This is a genomic window from Pedobacter jeongneungensis, from assembly GCF_039538295.1.
In the GTDB taxonomy this organism is placed as follows: Bacteria; Bacteroidota; Bacteroidia; order Sphingobacteriales; family Sphingobacteriaceae; genus Pedobacter; species Pedobacter jeongneungensis.
In genome coordinates this window covers 288009-309085 of sequence record NZ_BAABBY010000003.1, presented here as the reverse complement: position 1 = coordinate 309085, position 21077 = coordinate 288009, and the positions used below count along the sequence as shown (strand labels likewise).

Below are 21077 nucleotides of genomic sequence, written 5' to 3'. Positions count from 1 at the left end.
TCAATAATTTTACACCGGTTAAAACTTAGAGGATCATAATTCCCTTGATGTTTCCGGCCTGTTTATAAACAGCAATTACCTCATCAGCATTTTTCATTTGCTTTTTTACTGTAATGGAAACATATTTCCCTGTTTTTGATGGTTGCTCAATAAACTCATCATCAGGCAAAATAGCTCTTAAATCCTGTATTTTCTCCAGTCCGCCGGTAATAATAAATTTAAAATTGTAAATACCAGGAAATTGCTCTACACTTTCCAGTTTCTCTTTTAAGTTGGCGTAAATATCTGTATTTGCCCCATCCGGGATATCAGTAAACTCAATATCTTTATTTATATTTTTCTCTTCCATAACAAAAACATATCAAATTCTATACCCAAATAATCAGGGTGTAATTCTGACAGCATACTGCATTTATTTAACTCACAGTCCCGCAATTTTGCGCATAAACGGAGGGTTTTAAGCCATTAATAGCAGCACCGCCCATTTTAAATAAACCTTGGCGAAGCGGATACCGGCCCGGAGCATAAGGCCTGCAGCAGTATGAGCGAAGCAAAGGGCTAACGATGCTAATGAAACACAGGTTTGGCTTTTCTCAAAATTAATGAAATAAAAATTCACCTTCCATCCAACTGCTACAAACCTATCAAAATAGATTCTGAATCAAGTTCAGAATCACGATGAGATATAATTACCAACACCTTTGGCAAAAAGCCCCAATTATTGTTATTTTTGAACCTCAAAAAAACAGGAGCAGATTTGGATTATTTAGAAGGATTAAACCCACAACAAAGAGCAGCAGTAGAGAACACAAAAGGACCGGTAATGATTGTTGCGGGTGCAGGTTCGGGCAAAACCAGGGTAATTACGTTTCGTGTGGCCCACCTGATCCAAACCGGTACCGATCCGTTTAACATTCTGGTTTTAACCTTTACCAACAAAGCGAGTAAGGATATGCGCGAGCGTATTAGTAAAGTGGTTGGCGCAGAGGCTAAAAACATCTGGATGGGTACTTTTCACTCCGTTTTTGCGAAAATTTTACGTGTTGAAGCCGAAAAAATCGGTTATCCGAATAATTTCACCATTTACGATACGGATGATAGCAAAAGCGTACTGCGTGCCATTTTGAAAGAAATGCAGCTGGATGATAAGCTTTATGCGGTAAATTTCGTTTTCGGCCGGATTTCATCTGCAAAAAACAACTTAATCTCGTGGGGCGAATATCAATCTAACGATCAGATCCAGGCAGAAGATATCCAAAATAAACGTCCGCTTATTGGCCAGATCTACGAACAATACGCTAAACGTTGTTTCAGGGCCGGCGCAATGGATTTCGACGATTTATTGTTCAAAACCAACATCCTGTTAAAAGAACATCCGGAAGTTTTAAATAAATACCAGCAGAAATTCAGGTACCTGATGGTGGATGAGTACCAGGATACCAACTTTTCGCAATATACTATTGTAAAAAAACTGGCCGCGGCCTATCAGAACATCTGCGTAGTGGGCGATGATGCGCAAAGTATTTACGCTTTCCGTGGGGCCAATATCCAGAACATTCTAAATTTCGAACGCGATTACCCTGATTTAAAGGTTTATAAATTAGAACAGAATTACCGTTCTACCCAGAATATTGTTGATGCAGCCAGCAGTATTATTGCCAACAATAAAAACCAGCTGGAAAAAAATGTATTTTCTGAAAATGTTGAGGGCGACCGGATCAAAGTTGCGCGTGCATTTACCGATAATGAGGAAGGTAAACTGGTTGCCGAATCCATTATCCAGGAGCGCAGCTTAAAAGGTTACACTTACCATGATTTCGCCATTCTTTACCGTACCAATGCGCAAAGCAGGGCAATGGAGGAAGGTTTGCGCAAGCTTAATATCCCCTACAAAATTTACGGCGGTACTTCTTTCTATCAACGTAAGGAGATTAAAGATTTAATTGCTTACTTCCGTTTAACTTTTAACCCTAAAGATGAGGAGGCCATTAAACGCGTAATCAATTACCCAAAACGCGGTATCGGCGATACTTCTATAGATAAAATTATTGTTGCGGCAGATCAAAACAACCTGACCATGTGGGATGTGATTTCGAACGCGCACCAATATGTTGACGGGCGATTGGCCAACCAACTGAACGATTTTTCTATGATGGTGCAGAGTTTTCAGGCGGAAGCAAAAAAACTTGATGCTTACGACTCTGCTTTGTTTATTGCACAGCATACAGGTATTTTAAAGGAGCTTTACACGGACGACAGCGTTGAAGGCCGTGCCCGTTACGAGAATATCCAGGAGTTATTAAATGGTATTAAGGAGTTTGCAGAGCGTGAAGATATTGAGGAAAAAGGCCTTGATATTTTTATGCAGGATGTTGCCCTTTTAACCAATGATGATAAAGACGGCGATAAGAATAAGGATACGGTTTCGTTAATGACGATCCACTCTGCCAAAGGTTTGGAGTTTAAAAACGTATTTATTGTGGGTTTGGAAGAGAATCTTTTCCCTTCTCAAATGTCGGTTAACTCCCGCTCCGATCTGGAAGAGGAACGCCGTTTGTTTTATGTGGCCATTACCCGTGCGGAGATTAAATTAACCATTACCTATGCAACTTCTCGTTACCGCTGGGGAACTTTAACCAACTGTGAACCAAGCCGTTTCATTAACGAAATTAACCCGAAATTTTTAGAACTGGATGTAAAACCAGCTAAATCAAATTCTTTCGACGGCAATTTCGATGATGAGCGCAAAACCTGGACTTCGCAGCCACGCGATTTCTTTAGCAAACCAAAACCGGCTGCAGGAGCAACAACTTCTGCCCCACCGGCGCGACCAAAAACCACAACTTTATTAGCAAAAGCACATATACCTACCCCAGGTTTTACCCCATCGCAACCGCATGAATTTCAAGGTGGTATGGAAGTAGAACACGAAAAATTCGGCTTCGGGAAAATCATCAGCCTAGAAGGAACACTACCAGATGTTAAAGCAACGGTATTTTTCCAGGGATTAGGCAACAAACAGTTACTGCTTAAATTTGCGAAACTAATGATTGTAAAATAAGTTTTTTACCACAAAGGCACCAGGTCACGATTGTGTTTTTGTGCCTTAGTGGTTAATTATGAAAAATGTAATGTGGATGATGGAATAATTTATCTTTTCAACTTTGCGTCCTTTGCCCTTTTCTATCCCCGGCCTTTGCACTTAAACCACTTGAAAAAACACAAAATTATCCTTAATATTGAGGTCGGTTTTCCCGAAAACAAACCATGCAACTTACCAGGTTAGAAATTAAAGGTTTTAAGAGCTTTGGCGATAAAGTGACCATCAATTTTAATGAGGGGGTTACGGCTATTGTTGGGCCTAATGGTTGCGGAAAATCCAATGTAATTGATGCCATGCGCTGGGTTTTGGGCGAACAGAGTACCAAAGCCTTACGTTCTGAAAAGATGGAGAACATCATTTTTAACGGAACAAAAAACCGTAAACAGGCACAACTGGCAGAGGTTTCGCTAAGCTTTGATAATACCAAAAATATTCTTCCTACTGCATATTCACAGGTTACGGTAACCCGCAAACTTTATCGTAATGGCGATAGCGAATATCGCTTAAATGATGTGCAGTGCAGGTTAAAAGATATTACCGACCTGTTTTTGGATACCGGTATCGGCTCGGATAGTTATTCTATTATCGAGCTGAAAATGGTGGATGAGATCATTACCAATAAAGAGCATAGCCGCCGTTCACTGTTTGAAGAAGCTTCTGGGATTTCGAAATACAAATTACGTAAGAAACAGACTTTCAATAAGTTAAAAGATACTGAAGCTGATTTAGAACGTGTAGAAGATTTACTTTTTGAAATCGAAAAAAATCTAAAAACGTTAGAAAATCAGGCGCGTAAGGCCGAACGTTATTATAAATTAAAAGAGCAATACCGTGAGCTGAGTGTTCAGCTGGCTACACACCGCATTGCATTCTTTCGTACCGATTTAAACGCGTTGGAAATCCAGGAGCAAAGCCAGCTGGTAAACCGGACAGAACTTAATACGAAGATAGACACCGGCGAAGCCGAACTGCAAAAACTGAAGTTGGGCAGCATCAGTCAGGAGAAAAACCTTTCGATACAGCAAAAAGCTACCAATGAGTTTGTTTCCAAAATCCGCGCCTACGAAAGCGAGAAAAAAGTAAAGAACGAACAGATGCGTTTCTTACAGGAAAAAGAAACACGGTTATCTGGCGAACTCGAAAAAGATAAAAACCAGGTTAACCACATCAAATACAACATTAAGCGTTTAAATGAAGAGGTTGTAACGGAAACTGAAGTTTTTAACCGTCTTGAATCTGATTTAAAAAGCTTAAAATCTACGCTCGATACTTTACGCGAACAACAGCAAACTGAGAAAAACAGGATTGATAACCTTATAAAATCGGTTAACGAACTGCAGAACACGGTTTATCAATCTCAAAAGGAAATCGATATCCTCAATATCCAGAAAGATGCCCTGATACAGGAAAGCAACCGTAATGTTGACGATACTGAAACCAAAACCCTGGAATTGAAAGCATTTGACCATGCATTGGCCGAATTGGATATTCAGGTAAGGGAAAAACAGGCTAATATTAAAAATTTAACCGAAGCTGAAGAAGTTTTAAAAGAAAAACTCGCTGCCTCAGAAAGCAACTTAAGTTCGAACAAGGAAAAACTAACTGCCGAAAACCGTAAAAAAGATGCCAAGCAGAACGAGTACAACCTGACTAAATCGCTGGTTGATAGCCTGGAAGGTTTCCCGGAATCGATCCGTTTTTTAAAGAAAAATAGTGCCTTTGCCAAAAACGCCCTGCTCCTTTCTGATATTTTATTCTGTAACGAAGATTACCGGATTGCCATAGAAAATTACCTCGAACCGGTAATGAACCACTATGTGGTCGAAAAATATACAGATGCCGTTCAGGCGATAAATCTTTTAACAGATGCGAGCCGTGGAAGGGCGAATTTCTTTATTTTAGAAAATGTTCCGGATAAAAACCCGGTTATTGGTACTCATGAGGGTCTGGTTTCTGCACTTTCAGTAATTGAAGTCGACAAAAAATACCAGCACCTCTGCAACCTGCTTTTACAAAATGTATATATCGCAATAGCCGAGCAGGAAAATCTTTTCAAAGAAACACCAACAGATAGTTTAACCATTTTGGCTAAAAACGGAAAGTATGCGCAAACTAAATTCACTTTGGCCGGTGGCTCGGTAGGTTTATTTGAAGGTAAAAGGATTGGTAGGGCCAAGAATTTAGAAAACCTGGCCAAAGAAATTAAAGCGTCAGAATCACTGATTAATCAGTACAATGCTGCGATAAAAGCCGAAACAGACAATATATTTAACCTGAAAGAAGCTTCAAAAATTAACCAGATCAATAGCCTGCAGCAGGAAATGAATCGTTTAAATAACGAACACATTTCTGTGCAGACGCGCCGTGATCAATACCAGGAGTTTATTACCACCAGCGAAAACCGTAAAACAGACATTGCTCAAAAAATTGTTTCGATAGAAAAAGCTTTATCCGAAAAATTGCCTGCTTTGGTTCAGTTACAAAAAGATCAGCAGGAAGCACATGTTAATTTACAGGAGCAACAACTTAATTACCAGGAAATTGCCGATCAGGTGAACGAAAGTGCAGGTAAATATAACCAGGACAATATCCGTTTTCACCAGCAACAAAATAAATTATCAGGCTTGGAAAAAGACCTCGATTACCGTTTTGTACAGGAAGAAGCTTTAAATAAACGTATAACCCAAAACGACAAAGAACTGCAGGAAGCTTTAATTCAGATTACTGCAACTTTACAGCATACCGATTTGAACGATGATACGCTTTTAGAGATGTATCAACAACGTGAGGAAATGGAAAAAGGACTTGCGGAGGCCGAACAAGCCTATTTTACGAGCAAAGGAAGTATTAACGAGGTAGAGAACGACCTCACCAACATCCGTAAAAACCGCGAAGAAACCGATTTTCTGCTAACGGAAATCAAGGATAAAAAGAACGCCTTAAAGATCGACTTAAATGCCTTAAAAGAGCGTTTAGCTGTCGAATTTAATATTGACATTAATGATCTTTTAGAAACCGAGACTGAAATTGAGACTTTGGAAAGTGAGTTTGAGCTGCGCCAGAAAGTAGAAAAAATGAAACGCCAGCTGGATGAGTTTGGCGCCATTAACTCGATGGCGATGGAGGCTTTTAAAGAAATGGAAGAGCGTTACACTTTTATTCAGAACCAGAAAAAAGACCTTAACGCTGCTAAAACCGATCTTTTACAAACCATTAAAGAAATAGACGATACGGCGAAAGATAAATTTATGCAGGCTTTTACACAGGCCCGCGAACATTTTATTGTGGTTTTTCGCTCCTTATTTAATGAAGAAGATAGCTGCGACCTGATTTTATCAGATATCAACAATCCTTTAGAGGCTGATATCGATATTGTAGCTCGTCCGAAAGGTAAAAGACCGCTGTCTATCAATCAGTTATCAGGTGGAGAAAAAACGTTAACGGCTACTGCCCTGTTATTTTCGCTTTACCTTTTAAAACCTGCTCCTTTCTGTATTTTCGATGAGGTTGATGCCCCTTTGGATGATACGAACATCGACAAATTCAATAATATTATCCGCAAATTCTCCGATCAGTCGCAGTTTATCATTGTATCACATAATAAACGTACCATTGCCAGCACCGATATTATTTATGGCGTAACGATGGTAGAACAGGGCGTTTCGAGGGTTGTAGCGGTGGATTTAAGGGAAGTGGCGGCGTAAAAGTTTAAAGACAAAAGCAAAAAGACCAAAGTAAGACTATCACTTCCATCATCGATAATTTGTGTTTTTTGTCATACTTAGGCACGAAGCATCTACAACCTATGAAACAGATGCTTCGTGCCTCAGCATGACAGCATATTCAGGATTGCTGCAAATAAAAAGAATTTGCATTTCCATCAGGTTTAGCAACGCAATACAGTAAAGTAAACAGCGTTTGAATAGCGTAACGAAAAATGTATATTTGTTAATAACGATAAAGATATGTTAGCTACAGTTAAAGGATATTACGAAAAAGGAAAAATAACGCTCAAAGAAAAAGCGCCTGTACATACAAAAACGGAAGTTATTGTTACTTTTTTAACAGAAGATAAACCGGTTCTTGATAAAAGAATTCCAGGTGCACTTAAAGGCAAGATATCAATTCCAGATGATTTTAACGATCCTTTAGATGATTTAAAAGAGTATATGTAATGGCATCTAATCACTACCTTTTAGATACACATTGTTTAATATGGTTTCAGGAAAATAATCCAAAAATCCCTAAAAAAGTATTAGATATTCTTCAGAATGTAGAAAATATAATCTATTTCAGTCAAATCAGTTTATTTGAAATATCAATTAAGCAGTCTCTTGGTAAACTCCCCAATTTTAGTGTAACTGCTGAAGATATTTACAATCAAGCATTATTAGATGGCTTTACTTTCTTAAACACTGCTATCTGCTGATGAAAAGTTCAAACTTTATCCAAATATCTTAAAATTGCTGTGGCAATAACTATTTATAACCATGAAAATCCTATATATCTTACCCTTAGCCATGATGCTAAGCTGCTGTTCATCAGTAAAAAATCAAACCGGCGCTCCTGATTCTGGCAAATTAGATACCCAGTTACTAAAAGACGTAGAAGTATTATCATCAGATGCTTATCAGGGACGGAAAACAGGTACCAAAGGTGCCGAGATGGCAAGAGCTTACATTATCGAAAGATTTCAAAAATTAGGCTTAAAATCTTACCCTCAACATGTAAACTATGCACAGGAATTCACTTTTAACGGAAGAGGTGGTACAAAAGTAAATGGAACTAACATTATTGGTTATATTCCAGGTAAAAGCACAAATGTAATTGTCGTTTCAGCACATTATGACCATTTAGGAGTAGTAAAGGATGAAGTTTTTAATGGTGCCGACGATAATGCATCCGGAACTGCAGGTTTATTAAAAATTGCCTCCTATTTTGCAAAAAACAAACCCAATAACACCATCATTTTTGCCTCTTTTGATGCTGAGGAAATGGGCTTACAGGGCGCAAAAGCATTTGTTGGCAATCCTCCGGTGAATATCAATACTATTGCGATAGATTTGAATATGGACATGATCAGCCACAGTGATAAAGGTGAACTATACATCTGCGGAACCTATAAATATCCGGATTTAAAGAAATATGTTGATACCACTAAAGCCAATATCAAATTACTTTTTGGTCACGATAATCCTAAACTGGGCCACGATGACTGGACCAACCAAAGTGATCAGGGAGCTTTTAACGCTAAAAATATTCCCTTTTTATACTTCGGTGTTGAAGACCATAAAGATTACCACAAAGCCACCGACGAGTATTCGACCATTACCAAAACGTTTTTCAGCAACGCAGCCAATGCTGTTTTAGATGTGGTTAAAAACATCGACAAGCAAACAGGCCTGCAACTGTTGTTAAAAGATAAAATGAGGATGACGGATAATCCAAGAAAAGCTGAAAGGTTTTAACTACTGCGGTACATAAACCACGAATTTCGTTTCAAAGAAATCTTCCTCAAAATAAGCTGAAAGCGGATATAATTCTGCTTTCAGTTTCGATTCCTTAATTTCATCAGCTAAATCGCCACCTTTTAGATACAGGATTCCATTCGGAATAGCATTTAACGTGTCTTTTTTAAATTTTCCCTGTATCCATGGGTAAAATTCGCCTAAACGTGTTACCGCTCTCGAAACCACAAAATTAAATTTTTCTTTAACCTGTTCAGCCCTTAAATGGTCGGCCCTTAAATTATCCAGTCCAAGTGCCGAAGCCACTTCTTTTACCACCTTGATTTTTTTCCCGATCGAATCTACCAGATAGAATTGCGTTTCAGGGAACAAAATGGCCAGCGGAATACCCGGAAAACCTCCACCAGTACCCACATCTAAAACCGATTCTCCAGCTTTAAATGTACATACTTTGGCTATCCCTAACGAATGCAATACATGGCGTTCATATAATTCTTCGATATCTTTTCTGGAAATTACATTGATCTGGGCATTCCAAAAGCTATATAATTCGAACAGCTGCGAAAATTGAGCAAGCTGTTTTTCGCTTAAATCAGGAAAATATTTTAAAATGATATCAGGCTTTACATCAAGCATATTATAATTACTAAAGGATTATCGAATTATTTCCAGTTCACTTTTTTCTTACCAAATAAGGCTAAAAATCCGTTCAGGGTTAAAAACAGAAACAAAAGTATGTCTAAAATCGGGAACCACCAACGCAAATCGCTATAGTTTAATCGTTTCAGCAATTTTGGATAGATAAAACACCTGATGATGATGCTTAGTGCCAGGATTCCCAAAGCTATATATTGCGCCTCACGGCTAAAAAACATGCATGCCGCGAAGAAGCCATAAAACAGAAACTGAAAAACAATCTGCAGGCTCAAAATAAATTTTTGTTTTGATTTATACAGCTTTCCAGCTCCAAAATGGCGCTTTTTCTGTCTCAGGTAACCACTCCAGGTTTTATTTGGCTCACTCCAAACATGGCTATCGCGGTGTAAACGGATTTCTGTATTGTGTTTATTGGCATGAGCATTTACAAATAAGTCGTCATCACCTGATGGAATATGCATGTGCGCTGCAAAACCTTTATTTTTAAAAAAAAGCGACTTTTTGTAAGCCATGTTGCGTCCAACGCCCATATAAGGCATGCCTTTTAAGGCAAAAGAAAGATAATTTACTGCAGTAAAAAAAGTTTCAAACCGGATCAGTGCATTTAAAAGGCTTCTTCTTTTCATATAAGGAGAATAACCCAATACAATTTCAGTATTTTCATCGGCAGGCTGCTGCATATCCATTAGCCAATTTTCAGAAGCAGGCATACAATCGGCATCAGTAAAAACCAACCAGTCGTATTTGGCAGCCTTTATACCCATGGTTACCGCAAATTTTTTGCCCGCAATAAACTTATCATTATCTAAAATCTTTACTACTTTGAGATTGGAATATTTCTTCTCCAGCTGTTCTAAAAACTCTTCTGTGCCATCCCAGGAGCGATCATTAACCACTACGACTTCAAATTCAGGGTAATTTTGATTAAATAAAGAAGGAAGATACTGCTCCAGATTTACAATTTCATTGCGGGCACATATAATTACACTTATAGGCTTACGCGCAGATACAGGCACTTCTTCAATCCCAACCCTGGCCAGTTTTAAATGAACAAAAAGGACATAATAGAGCTGAACCAAAAGGCAAAAAGCCAATATCGAGAGCAGAATAATTTCAAGCAGGGTTAATATCACGATGGTAAAATAAATAGGCGCAAATTTCTCATTTTTAATCTGTAAATCACTTTTATGTGGATAAAAAATTAAACAAAATAATGCCCTCAATTTTTGCTATTTTTGGCAGATTTTTGACGAGAAAAAACACATTATGAAATTTAGTTTACAGGCTAACGATCCCCTATCAAAAGCCAGGGCCGGGACGGTAACAACTGCCCATGGCGAAATACAAACCCCTATTTTTATGCCTGTGGGCACTGCCGGAACGGTAAAAGCCGTACATCAGCGCGAACTTAAAGATGATATCGACGCAAAAATCATTCTCGGTAATACTTACCACCTTTATTTAAGACCAGGTTTGGATACTCTTGAAAAAGCAGGTGGATTACATAAATTTATTGGCTGGGACCGTCCGATTTTAACCGATAGCGGTGGTTACCAGGTATATTCTTTAAGTAAAGTTCGTAAAATTAAAGAAGAAGGCGTTACTTTTCATTCTCATATTGATGGCTCGAAGCACCTTTTTACGCCAGAATATGCCATGGATATTCAGCGTACCATTGGTGCCGATATTATTATGGCTTTTGATGAATGTACACCGTACCCATGCGATTATACCTATGCGGCACAATCGATCAAAATGACGCATCGTTGGTTGAAACGCTGCTGCGAACGTTTTGATACTACAGAACCGAAATATGGTTTCGACCAAACGCTATTCCCTATTGTTCAGGGATCGGTATATAAAGATTTACGCATAAAATCTGCAGAATTTATCGCCAGCATGGGCCGTGAAGGCAATGCCATAGGAGGTTTATCGGTAGGTGAGCCTGCAGAAGAGATGTATGCCATGACTGAAGTGGTGTGCGACATATTACCGGTAGAAAAACCGCGTTATTTAATGGGTGTAGGTACGCCGATCAATATTTTAGAAAACATTGCCTTAGGTGTGGATATGTTTGATTGTGTAATGCCTACAAGAAATGCCAGAAACGGCATGCTTTTTACCAGAAACGGAATCATCAACATCAGAAATAAGAAATGGGAGAACGATTTTTCTCCATTGGATGCCGAAAGTGACCTGCACGCTGATCAGGTAACCAGCAAGGCTTATTTAAGGCATTTGGTGCATAGCAAAGAGATGCTTGGCGCACAAATTGCTACCTTGCACAACCTGCATTTCTACCTTTGGCTGGTAAAACAGGCAAGAGAAAAGATTATTGCAGGTGAATTTTATGAGTGGAAAAACAAAATGGTTAAAATATTAGGCAATAAGCTATAAAATGAGTCTGTTAAAAGGGAAAATAAAAATCATCGATCAGTACATTATCGGCAAATACCTGGGTACATTTATATATACCCTGGCCATTTTCGTCATCATTATTGTGGTGTTCGACCTTTCTGAAAAGATGGATGATTTTATGAAAAGCGGGCTGAGCTTTTGGGGAATCCTCTCTAAATACTACGCCGGCTCTATTCCCTTTTATGTGAATATGCTTTCGCCGCTGATCAATTTTATTGCGGTGATTTTCTTTACAGCAAAAATGGCCGATCAGACGGAAATCGTGCCGATTTTAAGTGGAGGGGTAAGTTTTAACCGCTTTTTATTCCCTTATCTGGTATCGGCTACGATTATTTTCTCTGCCAACCTGGTTTCAAATCTATACATTTTACCTTATACGAATACGCTAAAAAACAGTTTCGAAAACACCTATGTAAAGCGTAACGACCCTTCAACGAAGTCGAACATCCATATGAAACTGGATGATAAAACTTACATCTACATTGATAATTTCGACAATAAAACGAACTCAGGTTACCGCTTTTCACTCGATAATTTTAACGGTGATATCCTGACCAAAAAAATCGTTGCCGAAAATATTAAGTGGGATTCGCTTAAACGTAAATGGCAATTAACCAATTACTCTATCCGTAAAATTGATGGCATGAAAGAAACCATGATTTACGGCAACGGGAAGCTAAAAGATACCATCCTGGATATGCGCCCGGATGACTTTTCTGCTTACGATAATATCGTGCAAAATTTAACTACAAAGGAATTAACGGATAAAATCAGAAAAGAAAAAATCCGTGGAACAGGCGTAATGAACGATCTTCAGTTTGAAAAATATAAACGCTACTTACACCCACTTTCAGCCTTTGTATTAACGCTTATCGGTGTGGCCCTGTCCTCACGTAAAGTGCGTGGAGGTGTTGGTGTATCATTAGGTATCGGCATCTTTATTAGCTTCGCTTATATCGTGTTTAATCAGTTTACACAGATGTTCTCTACCAAAGGTGGTTTACCTCCATTTGCAGCTGTTATAATGCCTACACTCTTCTTTGGCCTGTTAGGCTTTTACCTGTTGAGGAAGGCGCCAAAATAACCATGGAAGCAACCAAAAAAAACCTGCTCATCCTTCATCTTACTGTATTTGTATGGGGCTTTACAGGCGTGCTCGGGAAAGTAATTTCTATTGATGCCGTACCCATGGTTTGGTATCGCGTACTCATTGCATCGACAACTCTTTTTGCCTGGTTTCTGATTACAAAGAAGGATATCAGGGTTACTAAAAAACAGTTTTTACAATTCTTTTTAACCGGTGGAATTGTAGCCATCCACTGGATATTTTTCTTTCATGCCATTAAAGTTTCTACCGTTTCGGTTACTTTGGTTTGCCTTTCTTCTTTCACTTTATTTACCGCAATTTTAGAACCGCTGATTAAAAAACAGCCGATTCAGATGGGCGATATCCTGATCGGTTTGCTGATTATTTTAGGCATTTATATGATCTTTAAATTCGAAGGTCAATATACTTTAGGGATTATTTTTGGGTTACTGGCAGCGATAGCATCCAGTCTTTTTTCTACAATTAATTCGACCCTGGTACAAAAAAGTGAACCTTCCATAATTGGTTTTTATGAACTTGTTGGCGCTTTCTTTTGGATCACTTTATACCGCCTATACGACGGAACTTTGTTGCACACACACTTTAACCTGAGTGCAAAAAACTGGTTTTATTTAACGCTTTTAGGCACGCTTTGTACATCGGTTGCCTATGTTGCAGGTGTTGCTGTAATGCGTACTTTATCAGCCTTCAGGGTGGCCTTAATTACAAACCTTGAACCTGTTTACGGAATTGTACTGGCCTTCATTTTCTTTCAGAATAAAGAGCAGATGACAGGTGGATTTTATATCGGTGCAACGATCATTCTGGGTTCAATATTCTTGTATCCCATCTATAAAAAAAGGAAAAATAAACTGTAGAAAGTACCGCAAAATCTGCTGTTTCTACGTAAGCTATCTACCAAAAAGGCTCCGCTAAAAAACATTATCATCCCGACTGAAACGCAGTGGAGCGCAAAGATCTATCAAGACATATTTCTCTTAATCGAGCCTTCAAAATTCTAAACAAATTTATACCTGGCCCCCACCTTGAATACTCAACTAAAAACGATTTGTTATTTAGATTTAAGCAAGGTGTAATAAAGAGATTTTTCCCGGGATAGATTTAGCTTCGCTGAGCCTGCGGGTTCTCGGCTCCGTTGCTCTCCGCACGAAATGAAGAAAACTTAAAGGGAATCTATATACAATAATTCCTTTTCCATCATGCTGATTTTTACACAATAAACCATGAATCGAAATGATAGTAACCTAAGTGATCATTACATGAACCAGCCGCTTAAAACAGGTTTAAAATCATTACGCAAAACCATAATACCGACTAATAAAAACAGGAATATAAAAACACAAAATGCTTAACCAGATATCTAAAAAAACAATATTGTATTGTATAAAAAAAAGATCGAAAATAGCCAGCGATTTAATTCTAAAATAACACTTTAAATACCTGTAAAATAAAACAAAAATCAGCTTGATAAACGGACTATAAAAAAGACACGATTACTCTAAATAAAACAATAAAAAAATTCATATAAAACGCGACAGTAAAATCATTAAAACACCAATAATTAATCAATACAATAGCGAATAAAAGTCGGGCAAAAAGCTCCAATAAACTTCCAGAAATAAGGAGCCAATTTCCCTCAAAAATCTACAGATAAGCTATTCATATTGCCAGCAAAAATTACCAGGAATTATGCCTGTTAACTCATAAAAAAAAATAAACTAAAACACCCATTACCACAAACTACATTTCTACATCAGCTTCTTCACCCTGGTAAAAACTGACTCACCCAACCACAAAAGCAGTAATATTTAAAGATCCATTTTTTAAAAAAAGAGAGAAAAAAATAATCCTGATTTTACATTTAAATTTGTCCCCTAAGGATTAAAAACCACCAAATCAGAAGCATTTTACCAACTCAAAAGAAATGCAACAAATAGATAAAAAAACCCTGTTTAAACACTAATAAAGCAAGTTTTTTTAAATAAATATCGAATTTTCAAAAAACTCAGTTAAAAACCCTGCTATCCGGAAATATCGTAAGGAAATCGCATTATCTAAGCCAAAAACTACCGAATTGGATACCAAATTCACTAAAAATATATACGAAATCGAGGCTTTAAGTTGAATTCCAAGCAAGAATTCGCCCTCCAAAATCCTTGCTTAACATTGAAAAAACACAGTATTTGAGAGGTCAAGTAGAAGATTCAGACCCTTTCGAATTTATGAATCCAGCCTTACCAAAGCTATATCCATTACTTAAAGGATCCAATTCAGTTTAAATTTCAAAACAAAAAACAAAGACATTTTGTCACAACAATAGCATCACCCACATAAACTTCAATTTAAAATCATCATCAAAATTCTGAATTTAATGCTAAAGATCTTTAAGATTATCAATTATCAAGACGGTTTTTTTTGCTTTAAAACCATCAATTTTAAGCGAATATTTTAGATTTATTACCACTGCATTTCAAGCTTAGATTCATAACTAAAATCTTCATACAACTATCAAATATATCTTGGGTTAGCCTTTATTAATGAGACTCAAACCTCTTTCTACAAATCATACAGAATAGAAAAAAGCCTCAAAAATTTTCAGGGAAAATCGATTAATAAGTGTAAATTAAATCAATAAATTACTGCTGGTAAAAAATGAGATGAAGCGCTTCAATATGAAAGAAAATTGAATTAAAAATCAAGATAAAATCAACAATTAGTAAATTTACATAAATTTCATTACAAATTATAAATCAGCAATTTATATCATTTAACATAAATTAAAAATTCACAATTTAGAATACCTGTAAAATTTAAAAAACTAAATATTTTAGCAAAGAATATAGATGAATTTAAAAAAATCGAACAAAAAACTAATTATCAAGTATTTAACTGCAATTACTTTAAGTTTTATTTCACCATCAGTTTTTGGTCAGATTTTCAGCACAGCACAAAACCCACTTAGTGTAAAATGGAACTACATTTCATCAGGCGGCTTTAAAATCATCTATCCTGAAGAATTGGAGAAAGAGGCCCAAAGAATGGCCAATACCCTACCCTATATTTACACCAGGACTGGTTTAGGTTTAAGGCAACAAAAAACCTCAATTCCGCTCCTGTTACAGAACCGCGGAACGGTTGCAAATGGCTTTGTTCAGCTGGGGCCAAAGAAGTCGGAATTCTATGCTACCCCGCCCCAGTTTTTCGACAGTCAGGATTGGCTGAACAACCTCGCTGTACATGAGCTCAGGCACATCGCACAGTTTGACAAATTGACAGGAACACAGGCACACCCCTTCCCCGAGCTGGTATACTTCGCCTACTTTGGAGCGGGCATACCCACCTGGTTTTTCGAAGGTGATGCGGTGGTAAACGAAACAGCTTTGACCTACTCGGGCAGGGGCCGGCAGCCGAATTGGATCATGCCTTACCGGGCCTCGATTTTGGAAGGCAAAAAATTTAGCTACAGCAAAGCCTATTTTGGATCGAACAAAGACGTGACGCCGGGCTACTACCAAACCGGATATTTGATGGTGGCAGACATGAAAGAAAAATACGGCCAGTTCATTTCAGACAGTCTGCTTGGCGACATTAGAAAAAGACCGGTGCGGCCTTACCCCTTTTCGAAGAGCCTGAAAAAATACACCGGAGAAAATACCCGACAGTATTTTCTGGCTACCCAAAATAAGCTGGCTGAAGCGTGGAAAAATCAGGAGGAAAAATCCACCACAGAAAGCTATGAAAGTTTAAATAAAAAATCAGCATTAGCGACCAATTATTTCCTGCCGGTACGGTTAAATAAAAATCAGATTTTAGCACTAAAAGAAAGTAAGACAGATGCCCGTTATTTCGTGATTATTAACGAAGATAAATCGGAGCAAAAATTATTCGGAATCGGCTACCAGGAACAGCCCTGGTTTAGCTTAAAAAATGACCTGTTGGTTTGGGATGAAATCCGTTACGATCCGAGATATAAACAACGCAGTTATAGCGTAATCTGTTCGTACAATTTAAAGACTAAAAAATTCAACAAATTAAGCAGCAAGAGCAAGCTCTTCTCTCCCAGCCTATCTGAAGATGGAAAGAAAATTATTGCTGCAAAAGTTGAACTCAATAATCAGTTCAATCTGGTAGAGATGGATGCCGCTTCGGGAAAAATTTTAAAGACTTATCCAAATCCGGAAAATGAAATTCTGCAAACTCCGTCTTTCGATAAAACCGGAAATAAGATTGCTTATATCGGTGTAACGGAAAAAGGAAAAACTTTATGGCTGATGGATGGAGATCAAAAATCGGCGCTGATTTCGAACAGCAGACAACAGCTCAGTCGCCCGGTTTTTATTAACGATAAAGTTGTCTTCAATGCACACTTCAATGGCATTGATAATATTTACGGAATTGATCCATCTTCGAAAAAAATCACAGCCCTTAGTTCGTCAAAATACGGAGCCTTCAATCCTACCGAAACCGAAGATGGAAAAATCATTTTTAACGATTATAAAATCAACGGCTACGAAATTGCTGAAACCAGCATTACAGAAAAACCGGTAGGTGAAAATAACTTTATCGATTTTTCAGCCGCAGCAGAAAAGCAGGAAAACGTTGGCAATGTTTTCGACAAAATTCCGGACAGCACGTACCAATCCAAACACTACCGCCAGGCGTTAAATCTGTTCAGCATCCACAGCATTATTCCGGTAATTGATAACGAATATGTTTTCGGTTTGGAACTGCAATCGAACAACCTGCTTAACACCATGGACTTTTATTCGGGCGCAAAATACCACCGCGATTTAAAACGTTTCGAGTACACTGCAGACATTAGCTATAAAGCACTTTATCCGGTATTGAGTGTGTTGTATCGCAACCGCCCGAAAAGAACGTTCTACAGAGCTAAAAATGTGGTACAGCAAGGCGACTGGAGAGAACATTACATTAAGCTTAATGCATCGCTTCCGCTATCGTTTAATGCCCGCAACGAGAACTATGCTTTTACCTTAAATGCGGCAACCAGTTTTACGCAAAGGTATATGCCCGAAAACATGCCTACCAATTTTATCCGCGAGCTTAAATTCCCGATGGAATACAATTTTACTTTCAACCACAATGTGCGTACCACCGAAAGAGACATCGCGCCAAAGTGGGCACAGGTGCTCAGGGTAACTTATGATCATCAACCTTTCGATAAAAATTTGGGAGGCGAAATTCTGGCGCTCGAAAGTTTTCTTTATTTTCCGGGGCTGGCCAAAAATCATTCCTTCCTGGCAAGTTTCAATTACCAAAAGGCAAGTGGGGTAAACCAGTATGCAACCGAGATTGCAACCGTATATGGATACAACAACATCTTAGCAAAAAGCAAACTGCAAAACAGTTTACTTTTTAATTATCGTTTTCCTTTTGCCTTTCCCGATTGGGAGTTGGGTCCGCTGGCTTACGTGAGGAATTTCAGGGCGGGTTTATTCTGCCATTACGAGAACATCGGCAAAGGCACAACTTTTAATGATCCGAAAACTTATGGTGTAGAATTGAATACGAGTGTAAACATTTTGCGCTATCAGCCTGTTGTAGATCTAGGAGCGAGATTGGTTTTTGTCAACCAGATTTACAATCAAAATCCGATATTAGAGTTTTCATTTAATTATAGCTTTTAAGCCATGAGCGCAAAAACAATTTCCATCATTATAGTAACCGTATTACTAACCATTTTTTTAATGGTAAACACAGAACCTGTAGATTTCGATTTCCTGGTTGCCACGGTCCCGGTATCTAAACTTCTGGTTATCGGTATCTGTATCATCATCGGTTTTATCATCGGCTTTGTAGTAGGCCGTCCGCGAAAAACAGTTAGCAGTTATGATGATGAGATCGAAAAACATCAACCGGTTTCAAACAAAAAAGAATTGAGCGATGAGGACAGGGATTACATTAGTTAGATCCCTTGGTCTGTGTCTCACAGACCATCAAGTTTTTTTTGAAGCACAGCCTTTGCCTACGGCTAACTTTAGTAAGGTTCAATAAAAATATTTTGAAAAGCAAATCCCGTAATGCTATTAAGGGTTAGCCGGGCTTTTTGCTAAATCTTTTAAAATACAGCTGTCATGCTAAGGCACGAAGCATCTGTATCATCGGTTGCAGATGCTTCGTACCTCAGCATGACAATAAAAACGGAAGCAACTGCTAATTTTAAAAGGATACCGCTGCAATCCCGTTTAGGTAGGATTAGCAACTGCTGCTATTTAAGTTCAAATAGCAAAACGCATAAATATTCAATTAACTAATTCAGTGCGGTCATGATTTCCCCATACAACAAGCCACTACCCCCGCCATAATGCTGGATAATTTTCAATCCGGGTTTAAGTCCGTTCAGTTTTGCTCTCAATGCTTTTTCGCATGTTGCATCAATACCGTTTCCGAGCAGCACCAGATCAATGTGCTGTTCTTTGCAAATCTCAATGGCTTCTTCATCCGTGCATACACAGATCCCCTTCCACTCCGGCCTGGCATTTAACAGGCGGTTCATTACAACCGTAATTTCAGTATCCCTGCCGATATAAAGTATGGTAGTTTGCATATTTTTTTAAATAAATAAACCCCGAGGTTCTAAAACCTTCGGGGTTTGGTTAAATTATTTTAATTCAATTCCATCGGAACATCCATCAATAAAACTTCTGCGCCTGCAGTGTTAGCTTTAAAACTGATGCTATTGGTATCCCACACGCCTAATCCATCTCTTTTACCTAATACTTGTCCGTTAATGGTTACCTCTCCGCTGATTACGAATGCATAAACTCCGTTACCGGCTTTTTTGATTTTGTATTCGGTTTCAAAACCTTCATCAAAATTCCCTAACGAAAACCAGGCATCCTGATGGATCCAAACGCCGGCATCATCTGCATTGGGCGATAAGATCTGCTGAAAGTTGTTGTGACGGGCGGCAACATCCAAAGTTTGCTGATCGTAACGTGGTGTAACGTTTTTCTTGTTCGGGAACAACCAGATCTGCAATAAATTTAACTGCTCACCGGCATTTGCGTTAAACTCGCTGTGGCTTACTCCTGTTCCGGCACTCATTACCTGGATTTCTCCGCTTTTGATCACTGCCGAATTGCCCATACTATCTTTATGCGCAATTGCACCGGCCAACGGAATGGTAATAATTTCCATGTTATCGTGTGGGTGGCTACCAAAGCCCATACCACCATCAATCAAGTCATCATTTAAAACCCTCAAAACCCCGAAGTGCATCCTTTCTGGATTGTAGTAGTTTGCAAAACTGAATGAGTGATGTGCATTTAACCAGCCATGATTGGCATGACCGCGGGTGTTTTCTTTGTGCAAAATGAACTGTGACATAAATTTCCTTTCTTATTTATGATACAAAGTTAATACTGTACAACCTGCTGTGCATTGATGTAAGATAAGAAGTGAGTTGGGCGGAGAACGGGGAGCGCTGAGCGTTCGATGTCGCTAAAACTTAATTTTAGCAAGTACTATATCGCTGTTCAATTCCCTTAAAGCATCTAAAGCTACCCAGTTTGCTTTTTTATTGTTTTGGGCAAGGATATTATTTGCAGTTTGGATGGCGTGCGTATGGAGGAAAGCATTTCGTTTGCCAATCTGCCTCAAAGCCCAGTTGATTGCTTTTTTAACAAAATTACGGTTATCGTAAGCTTCACTTTCAATTACAGGAAGAAAGGCAAGAAAAGTTTCGTTGGGTTCCTTTTTAAGGTGAACGGCTGCCTCGGCCATCAGCACAAAACCGGTACGTTTTACAAATTCTGCTTCCGCTTCGGCAAACTCAAAAGCTTTCGACTTAAAATAAGGCGTTTTAACGAAAAGATTTCCGCAAGCCTGATCACATACATCCCATGAGCTGAAATCTTTTGTCCAGGTGTTTATTTGCATCTCTGTTACTTGTTTATAATCGCCAATTAAGGTGGCCAGTAAATGTGCTTCATGAAATCCGGTTTCCCAGAGCAATAAAGACAACTCCTGATTTTTACCAATCTGCTTACCCAGCTTGCGGATATTGGGCACGCGGATACCAAAAGCCTTAGAAATGTCGATCCCAAAGCGGGCCATTTTCTTTAGGTAATCAGGTTCACTGATGGATTGCAGCTCTGAAAGGATGAAATCGATATCGTTCATAACACGAATTTAGTTTTTTGAGGGAAACTTCCGAAGTTTGGTTCTCAATACGTAAACTTCGGAATATGGTCCGATCCATAGTCCTCACCCTGAATTTATTTCAGGGTTTTTCATATTAAAAGATGCTTAAATTCAGTATCAGTATCTCAAACAGCCACAGGAGTAGATGCACTTTCTA

At 38.4% G+C, this 21077-nt stretch carries 16 protein-coding genes; 10 read left to right on the top strand and 6 right to left on the bottom strand.

Going from position 1 to position 21077, the window contains the following annotated elements:
• Positions 1-25: 25 nt before the first annotated feature.
• Positions 26-349, bottom strand: a complete 324-nt coding sequence (locus tag ABD769_RS07260) for a DUF493 family protein (RefSeq protein WP_344850695.1) — start codon at positions 347-349, stop codon at positions 26-28.
• Between the two features lie 408 nt (positions 350-757).
• Here ABD769_RS07260 and ABD769_RS07255 point away from each other — a divergent pair, with 408 nt between their 5' ends.
• From ABD769_RS07255 to ABD769_RS07235, 5 genes are all read left to right on the top strand, one after another.
• On the top strand, positions 758-3061 hold the full coding sequence (locus ABD769_RS07255) for an ATP-dependent helicase (RefSeq protein WP_344850945.1): 2304 nt from the start codon (positions 758-760) through the stop codon (positions 3059-3061).
• A 206-nt stretch (positions 3062-3267) separates the two neighbouring features.
• Positions 3268-6807, top strand: a complete 3540-nt coding sequence (smc, locus tag ABD769_RS07250; protein ID WP_344850693.1) for a chromosome segregation protein SMC — start codon at positions 3268-3270, stop codon at positions 6805-6807.
• Between the two features lie 261 nt (positions 6808-7068).
• Positions 7069-7278: a DUF2281 domain-containing protein gene (locus ABD769_RS07245; RefSeq protein ID WP_187591035.1), complete on the top strand. Its 210-nt coding sequence runs from the start codon at positions 7069-7071 to the stop codon at positions 7276-7278.
• Positions 7278-7532: a type II toxin-antitoxin system VapC family toxin gene (locus ABD769_RS07240; protein WP_344850689.1), complete on the top strand. Its 255-nt coding sequence runs from the start codon at positions 7278-7280 to the stop codon at positions 7530-7532. Before ABD769_RS07245 ends, ABD769_RS07240 begins: the two co-directional genes overlap by 1 nt.
• Before the next feature lie 61 nt (positions 7533-7593).
• The gene (locus ABD769_RS07235) at positions 7594-8571 is read left to right on the top strand and encodes a M28 family peptidase (RefSeq protein ID WP_344850687.1); all 978 of its coding nucleotides are present in this window, start codon (positions 7594-7596) and stop codon (positions 8569-8571) included.
• On the opposite strand, the gene rsmG is transcribed toward ABD769_RS07235, so the two are convergent.
• Together rsmG and ABD769_RS07225 are read right to left on the bottom strand one after the other, a co-directional pair.
• Entirely contained in the window at positions 8572-9207 is a 636-nt protein-coding gene (gene rsmG, locus ABD769_RS07230; RefSeq protein WP_344850685.1) for a 16S rRNA (guanine(527)-N(7))-methyltransferase RsmG, read from the bottom strand.
• A 26-nt stretch (positions 9208-9233) separates the two neighbouring features.
• The gene (locus tag ABD769_RS07225) at positions 9234-10451 is read right to left on the bottom strand and encodes a glycosyltransferase (RefSeq protein WP_344850683.1); all 1218 of its coding nucleotides are present in this window, start codon (positions 10449-10451) and stop codon (positions 9234-9236) included.
• Between the two features lie 43 nt (positions 10452-10494).
• Between ABD769_RS07225 and tgt the strand changes: the two genes are divergently transcribed.
• The 5 genes from tgt (at position 10495) to ABD769_RS07200 (ending at position 18684) form a co-directional block, all read left to right on the top strand.
• The gene (gene tgt, locus ABD769_RS07220) at positions 10495-11625 is read left to right on the top strand and encodes a tRNA guanosine(34) transglycosylase Tgt (protein ID WP_344850681.1); all 1131 of its coding nucleotides are present in this window, start codon (positions 10495-10497) and stop codon (positions 11623-11625) included.
• Position 11626: 1 nt separating this feature from the next.
• Positions 11627-12730, top strand: a complete 1104-nt coding sequence (locus ABD769_RS07215; RefSeq protein WP_344850679.1) for an LptF/LptG family permease — start codon at positions 11627-11629, stop codon at positions 12728-12730.
• Between the two features lie 2 nt (positions 12731-12732).
• Complete coding sequence (locus ABD769_RS07210) at positions 12733-13611, top strand: DMT family transporter (protein ID WP_344850677.1); 879 nt, start codon at positions 12733-12735, stop codon at positions 13609-13611.
• Between the two features lie 1986 nt (positions 13612-15597).
• Positions 15598-18402 (top strand): hypothetical protein, encoded by a 2805-nt coding sequence (locus ABD769_RS07205; protein ID WP_344850675.1) that lies wholly within the window; start codon positions 15598-15600, stop codon positions 18400-18402.
• A 3-nt stretch (positions 18403-18405) separates the two neighbouring features.
• Positions 18406-18684, top strand: coding sequence for a lipopolysaccharide assembly protein LapA domain-containing protein (locus tag ABD769_RS07200; RefSeq protein WP_344850673.1), 279 nt, complete (start codon positions 18406-18408; stop codon positions 18682-18684).
• A 341-nt stretch (positions 18685-19025) separates the two neighbouring features.
• On the opposite strand, the gene ABD769_RS07195 is transcribed toward ABD769_RS07200, so the two are convergent.
• The 3 genes from ABD769_RS07195 to ABD769_RS07185 all read right to left on the bottom strand — a co-directional run bounded on the left by ABD769_RS07195 (position 19026) and on the right by ABD769_RS07185 (position 20899).
• On the bottom strand, positions 19026-19322 hold the full coding sequence (locus ABD769_RS07195) for a response regulator (protein WP_344850672.1): 297 nt from the start codon (positions 19320-19322) through the stop codon (positions 19026-19028).
• Between the two features lie 59 nt (positions 19323-19381).
• On the bottom strand, positions 19382-20104 hold the full coding sequence (locus tag ABD769_RS07190; protein ID WP_344850670.1) for a pirin family protein: 723 nt from the start codon (positions 20102-20104) through the stop codon (positions 19382-19384).
• A 114-nt stretch (positions 20105-20218) separates the two neighbouring features.
• Positions 20219-20899: a DNA alkylation repair protein gene (locus ABD769_RS07185; protein ID WP_344850668.1), complete on the bottom strand. Its 681-nt coding sequence runs from the start codon at positions 20897-20899 to the stop codon at positions 20219-20221.
• Positions 20900-21077 lie beyond the last annotated feature (178 nt).

Bases quoted from the DNA above. Each gene is read 5' to 3' on its own strand.
- tgt (WP_344850681.1), top strand. From the start codon at position 10,495: ATGAAATTTAGTTTACAGGCTAACGATCCCCTATCAAAAGCCAGGGCC.
- ABD769_RS07200 (WP_344850673.1), top strand. From the start codon at position 18,406: ATGAGCGCAAAAACAATTTCCATCATTATAGTAACCGTATTACTAACC.
- ABD769_RS07195 (WP_344850672.1), bottom strand. From the start codon at position 19,322: ATGCAAACTACCATACTTTATATCGGCAGGGATACTGAAATTACGGTT.
- rsmG (WP_344850685.1), bottom strand. From the start codon at position 9,207: ATGCTTGATGTAAAGCCTGATATCATTTTAAAATATTTTCCTGATTTA.
- ABD769_RS07235 (WP_344850687.1), top strand. From the start codon at position 7,594: ATGAAAATCCTATATATCTTACCCTTAGCCATGATGCTAAGCTGCTGT.
- ABD769_RS07260 (WP_344850695.1), bottom strand. From the start codon at position 349: ATGGAAGAGAAAAATATAAATAAAGATATTGAGTTTACTGATATCCCG.
- ABD769_RS07205 (WP_344850675.1), top strand. From the start codon at position 15,598: ATGAATTTAAAAAAATCGAACAAAAAACTAATTATCAAGTATTTAACT.
- smc (WP_344850693.1), top strand. From the start codon at position 3,268: ATGCAACTTACCAGGTTAGAAATTAAAGGTTTTAAGAGCTTTGGCGAT.
- ABD769_RS07240 (WP_344850689.1), top strand. From the start codon at position 7,278: ATGGCATCTAATCACTACCTTTTAGATACACATTGTTTAATATGGTTT.
- ABD769_RS07245 (WP_187591035.1), top strand. From the start codon at position 7,069: ATGTTAGCTACAGTTAAAGGATATTACGAAAAAGGAAAAATAACGCTC.
- ABD769_RS07185 (WP_344850668.1), bottom strand. From the start codon at position 20,899: ATGAACGATATCGATTTCATCCTTTCAGAGCTGCAATCCATCAGTGAA.
- ABD769_RS07215 (WP_344850679.1), top strand. From the start codon at position 11,627: ATGAGTCTGTTAAAAGGGAAAATAAAAATCATCGATCAGTACATTATC.
- ABD769_RS07190 (WP_344850670.1), bottom strand. From the start codon at position 20,104: ATGTCACAGTTCATTTTGCACAAAGAAAACACCCGCGGTCATGCCAAT.
- ABD769_RS07210 (WP_344850677.1), top strand. From the start codon at position 12,733: ATGGAAGCAACCAAAAAAAACCTGCTCATCCTTCATCTTACTGTATTT.